This window comes from Variovorax sp. CF313, from assembly GCF_000282635.1.
Lineage (GTDB): Bacteria > Pseudomonadota > Gammaproteobacteria > Burkholderiales > Burkholderiaceae_C > Variovorax.
On sequence record NZ_AKIW01000034.1, the window covers coordinates 1 to 6,133 of the forward strand.

Consider the following 6,133-nt stretch of genomic DNA (forward strand, 5'->3'; position numbering starts at 1 on the left):
CCCGCTGCCGGCGATGTAGAGCTCGCCCGCGACACCGGGCGGCACTGGCTGCAGGCTGTCGTCGAGCACGTACAGGCGCGTGTTCCAGACCGGCCGGCCGATGGACGGCGGCTCTTCGGCATTCAACGGCGCGCTCATGCTCGCGCAGATGGTGATTTCCGTCGGGCCATACGCATTGATCATGCGGCGGCCTTGCGACCAGCGCGCGGCCAGCGCGGCGGGGCAGGCATCGCCGCCCACCACCAAGGTTTGCAGGTGCGGGAATTCGCCATACGGCAGGGTGGCGAGCGCGGCGGGCGGAATCAGCGCGTGGCTCACGGCCTGCCTGTGGAGCAGGTCGGCCAGCTCCGGTCCCAGCAGCTGCTGCGCCCCCGGCAGCACCAGCGCGGCGCCAGCGTGGAAGGCCATCAGCAGGTCCATCACCGAAGCGTCGAAGCCGCTGGAAGAGAACTGCAGCACGCGCGAGTCCGGGCCGATGGCGAAGCGCTGCGCCATCGCGGCGCCGAGGCTGCTCAGGCCCGCGTGCGGCACCACCACGCCCTTGGGCATGCCGGTGGAGCCGGAGGTGTAGATGACGTACGCGGCATCCTGCGGCTCGGCCGCGCGCGCATGCGCCGGCGCGGCGTCCGGCTGGATCGCCAGCGCGGCGACCGTCTCGTCGCTGTCGAGCGCCAGGCAATGCGCGATGCCGGCGAGTTCCGGCAGCAGCGATGCCTGGGTCAGCACGCAGGCGGGTGCCGCCTCCTCGAACACGAAGGCGCTGCGCCCGGTCATGTGGTTCGGATCGATGGGCAGGTAGGCTGCGCCGGCCTTGACGATGGCCAGGTGCGCCACCACGAGGTCGAGCGAGCGCGGCAGCACCGCCGCGACGATGGCGCCGGCGCCGATGCCCCGGCCCCGCAGCAGGTGTGCGAGCCGGTTGGCGCGCGCATCGAGTTCGGCATAGCTGAGCGTTGCATCGTCGAGCACCACCGCCGCCGCATGCGGGCGCTCGGCGGCATGCGACGCCACCATGGCAGCCAGCGATAGCGGCGCGATGTCTCGCGTGCTGCCGCTCCAGTCGGACAGCAGGCGCCGGCTTTCCTCGGCGCTCAGGATGTCCAGGCTGCCCAGCGCGGTGTCAGGCGCCTCGCAGGCCTGTTCCAGCAGGCGCACCAGGCGCTCGGCGATGGCCTCGACGGTGCTGCGCTCGAACAGGTCGGTGCTGTACTGGATGCCGCCGGCAATGCCGCCCGGCAGGCCGTCGGCGCCGCGCTGCTCGTCGAGGATGAAGGACAGGTCGAACTTCGCCGTGTCGACGGCCACCGGCTGCGGCGTGATCGACAGGCCGGGCAAGCTGAAAGACAGGCGGCTATTGCTGCTCTGGAATCCCAGCATGACCTGGAACAGCGGCAGGTTGGCGCCCGAGCGCTCCGGGCGCAGCAGCTCCACGATGCGGTCGTACGGGAACTCCTGGTTCGCGTACGCGGCGAGGTTGGTGGCGCGCACCCGCGCGATCAGCTCGCGCAGCCCCGGCTGCCCCGAGGCATCGGTGCGCAGCACCAGCGCATTGACGAAGCAGCCGATCAGGTCGTCCAGCGCATGGTCGCTGCGCCCGGCGACCGGCGTGCCGATGACGATGTCGTCTCCCGCGCCCAGCCGGTTCAGCAGGCCCGCCAACGCCGCCTGCAGCACCATGAAGACGCTGGCCTGGCCGTCGCGCGCCAGCTGCAGCATGCGCTCGTGGACGTGCGGCGGAATGTGCATCGGCACCACGTCGCCGTGGTAGCTGGGAACGGCCGGATGCGGGCGGTCGACCGGCAGGCTCAGTCGCTCGGGCAGGCCGCGCAAGGTCTCGCGCCAGAACTCGCGCTGGCGCCCGGCCATGCTCTCGGGATCGTCCTCGCTGCCGAGCAGGTCCTGCTGCCACAGCGCGTAGTCGGCGTACTGCAGCGGCAGCGGCGCCCAGCTAGGCGCCTTGCCTTCGCTGCGCGCGGCGTAGGCAATGCTCAGGTCGCGCGCCAGCGGCAGCAGCGACGCGCCATCGCCGACGATGTGGTGCGTCAGCAGCAGCAGCACGTGCTCGTCGGCCGCCAGCCTGAACAGATGGGGACGCAGGGGCGCCATGCTGCCGAGATCGAAGCCCAGGCGGGCCGCTGCATGCAGCTGGGCAGCGATCTCTTCTTCGCTGCTGTCCGCTTCGGCCAGCACCGCGCGGGCCTGCGCGCCGTCGAGGATGTGCTGGTACGGCAGCCCGTCCTCGTTCGGATAGATGGTGCGCAGGCTTTCGTGGCGCTGCACCAGGTCGTCGAGCGCCGCCTGCAACGCCGCGCGGTCGAGCACGCCCGACAGGCGCAGGGCCAGCGGCATGTTGTAGGCCGGGTTCGCGTTCTCGAGCTGGTTCATCAGCCACAGGCGGCGCTGCGCGAAGGACAGCGGAATGCGCGCCGGGCGCGGCATCGGCACGAGGCTGGGCCGCGCGCCAGAGGCCTGGTCGAGCAGCTCCGCGAGGCCGGCGATGGTGGAGACCTGGAACAGCGTGTCCAGCGGCAGGTCGATCATGAACTGCTGCCGGATCATCGAGATCAGCTGCACGATCATCAGCGAGTGCCCGCCGAGCTCGAAGAAGTTGTCGTCGATGCCGACGCGCGGCAGGTGCAGGGTCTCGGCCCAGAGCCCCGCCAGGATCTTCTCGGTGGGCGTGCGCGGCGCGGCGTAGGGCGTGGCCGCCTGCAGTTCCGGCGCCGGCAGCGCCTTGCGGTCGAGCTTGCCGCTCGGGCCGAGCGGCAGGGCCGGCAGGCTGACGAAGGCAGAGGGCACCATGTACTCGGGCAGGGCCTGCGCGAGGTGGTCGCGCAGCTCGGCCGCCTGCGGATCGGCCGCATCCGCAGCCACGACATAGGCCACGAGGCGCTTCTCGCCCGCCACGTCCTCGCGCGCGATCACCGCGGCCTGTGCGACCAGCGGATGCCGCAGCAGCACCGACTCGATCTCGCCCGGCTCGATGCGAAAGCCGCGGATCTTCACCTGCTGGTCGGCGCGGCCCAGGAAATCGAGGCTGCCGTCATTGCGCCAGCGCACCAGGTCGCCGCTGCGGTACATGCGGCTGCCGGGTTCGCCGAAGGGGTTGGCGATGAAACGCTCGGCGCTGAGCAGCGGGCGATTCAGGTAGCCGCGCGCCAGCCCGCTGCCGGCGATGTAGAGCTCGCCCGCGACACCGGGCGGCACTGGCTGCAGGCTGTCGTCGAGCACGTACAGGCGCGTGTTCCAGACCGGCCGGCCGATGGACGGCGGCTCTTCGGCATTCAACGGCGCGCTCATGCTCGCGCAGATGGTGATTTCCGTCGGGCCATACGCATTGATCATGCGGCGGCCTTGCGACCAGCGCGCGGCCAGCGCGGCGGGGCAGGCATCGCCGCCCACCACCAAGGTTTGCAGGTGCGGGAATTCGCCATACGGCAGGGTGGCGAGCGCGGCGGGCGGAATCAGCGCGTGGCTCACGGCCTGCCTGTGGAGCAGGTCGGCCAGCTCCGGTCCCAGCAGCTGCTGCGCCCCCGGCAGCACCAGCGCGGCGCCAGCGTGGAAGGCCATCAGCAGGTCCATCACCGAAGCGTCGAAGCCGCTGGAAGAGAACTGCAGCACGCGCGAGTCCGGGCCGATGGCGAAGCGCTGCGCCATCGCGGCGCCGAGGCTGCTCAGGCCCGCGTGCGGCACCACCACGCCCTTGGGCATGCCGGTGGAGCCGGAGGTGTAGATGACGTACGCGGCATCCTGCGGCTCGGCCGCGCGCGCATGCGCCGGCGCGGCGTCCGGCTGGATCGCCAGCGCGGCGACCGTCTCGTCGCTGTCGAGCGCCAGGCAATGCGCGATGCCGGCGAGTTCCGGCAGCAGCGATGCCTGGGTCAGCACGCAGGCGGGTGCCGCCTCCTCGAACACGAAGGCGCTGCGCCCGGTCATGTGGTTCGGATCGATGGGCAGGTAGGCTGCGCCGGCCTTGACGATGGCCAGGTGCGCCACCACGAGGTCGAGCGAGCGCGGCAGCACCGCCGCGACGATGGCGCCGGCGCCGATGCCCCGGCCCCGCAGCAGGTGTGCGAGCCGGTTGGCGCGCGCATCGAGTTCGGCATAGCTGAGCGTTGCATCGTCGAGCACCACCGCCGCCGCATGCGGGCGCTCGGCGGCATGCGACGCCACCATGGCAGCCAGCGATAGCGGCGCGATGTCTCGCGTGCTGCCGCTCCAGTCGGACAGCAGGCGCCGGCTTTCCTCGGCGCTCAGGATGTCCAGGCTGCCCAGCGCGGTGTCAGGCGCCTCGCAGGCCTGTTCCAGCAGGCGCACCAGGCGCTCGGCGATGGCCTCGACGGTGCTGCGCTCGAACAGGTCGGTGCTGTACTGGATGCCGCCGGCAATGCCGCCCGGCAGGCCGTCGGCGCCGCGCTGCTCGTCGAGGATGAAGGACAGGTCGAACTTCGCCGTGTCGACGGCCACCGGCTGCGGCGTGATCGACAGGCCGGGCAAGCTGAAAGACAGGCGGCTATTGCTGCTCTGGAATCCCAGCATGACCTGGAACAGCGGCAGGTTGGCGCCCGAGCGCTCCGGGCGCAGCAGCTCCACGATGCGGTCGTACGGGAACTCCTGGTTCGCGTACGCGGCGAGGTTGGTGGCGCGCACCCGCGCGATCAGCTCGCGCAGCCCCGGCTGCCCCGAGGCATCGGTGCGCAGCACCAGCGCATTGACGAAGCAGCCGATCAGGTCGTCCAGCGCATGGTCGCTGCGCCCGGCGACCGGCGTGCCGATGACGATGTCGTCTCCCGCGCCCAGCCGGTTCAGCAGGCCCGCCAACGCCGCCTGCAGCACCATGAAGACGCTGGCCTGGCCGTCGCGCGCCAGCTGCAGCATGCGCTCGTGGACGTGCGGCGGAATGTGCATCGGCACCACGTCGCCGTGGTAGCTGGGAACGGCCGGATGCGGGCGGTCGACCGGCAGGCTCAGTCGCTCGGGCAGGCCGCGCAAGGTCTCGCGCCAGAACTCGCGCTGGCGCCCGGCCATGCTCTCGGGATCGTCCTCGCTGCCGAGCAGGTCCTGCTGCCACAGCGCGTAGTCGGCGTACTGCAGCGGCAGCGGCGCCCAGCTAGGCGCCTTGCCTTCGCTGCGCGCGGCGTAGGCAATGCTCAGGTCGCGCGCCAGCGGCAGCAGCGACGCGCCATCGCCGACGATGTGGTGCGTCAGCAGCAGCAGCACGTGCTCGTCGGCCGCCAGCCTGAACAGATGGGGACGCAGGGGCGCCATGCTGCCGAGATCGAAGCCCAGGCGGGCCGCTGCATGCAGCTGGGCAGCGATCTCTTCTTCGCTGCTGTCCGCTTCGGCCAGCACCGCGCGGGCCTGCGCGCCGTCGAGGATGTGCTGGTACGGCAGCCCGTCCTCGTTCGGATAGATGGTGCGCAGGCTTTCGTGGCGCTGCACCAGGTCGTCGAGCGCCGCCTGCAACGCCGCGCGGTCGAGCACGCCCGACAGGCGCAGGGCCAGCGGCATGTTGTAGGCCGGGTTCGCGTTCTCGAGCTGGTTCATCAGCCACAGGCGGCGCTGCGCGAAGGACAGCGGAATGCGCGCCGGGCGCGGCATCGGCACGAGGCTGGGCCGCGCGCCAGAGGCCTGGTCGAGCAGCTCCGCGAGGCCGGCGATGGTGGAGACCTGGAACAGCGTGTCCAGCGGCAGGTCGATCATGAACTGCTGCCGGATCATCGAGATCAGCTGCACGATCATCAGCGAGTGCCCGCCGAGCTCGAAGAAGTTGTCGTCGATGCCGACGCGCGGCAGGTGCAGGGTCTCGGCCCAGAGCCCCGCCAGGATCTTCTCGGTGGGCGTGCGCGGCGCGGCGTAGGGCGTGGCCGCCTGCAGTTCCGGCGCCGGCAGCGCCTTGCGGTCGAGCTTGCCGCTCGGGCCGAGCGGCAGGGCCGGCAGGCTGACGAAGGCAGAGGGCACCATGTACTCGGGCAGGGCCTGCGCGAGGTGGTCGCGCAGCTCGGCCGCCTGCGGATCGGCCGCATCCGCAGCCACGACATAGGCCACGAGGCGCTTCTCGCCCGCCACGTCCTCGCGCGCGATCACCGCGGCCTGTGCGACCAGCGGATGCCGCAGCAGCACCGACTCGATC

At 71.5% G+C, this 6,133-nt stretch carries 1 protein-coding gene; it reads right to left on the bottom strand.

Features of this window, described 5'->3' with window-relative positions; genetic code table 11:
* Positions 1-6,133: non-ribosomal peptide synthetase (locus PMI12_RS11645; RefSeq protein WP_049965630.1), on the bottom strand; the 6,133-nt coding region annotated here is incomplete at both ends.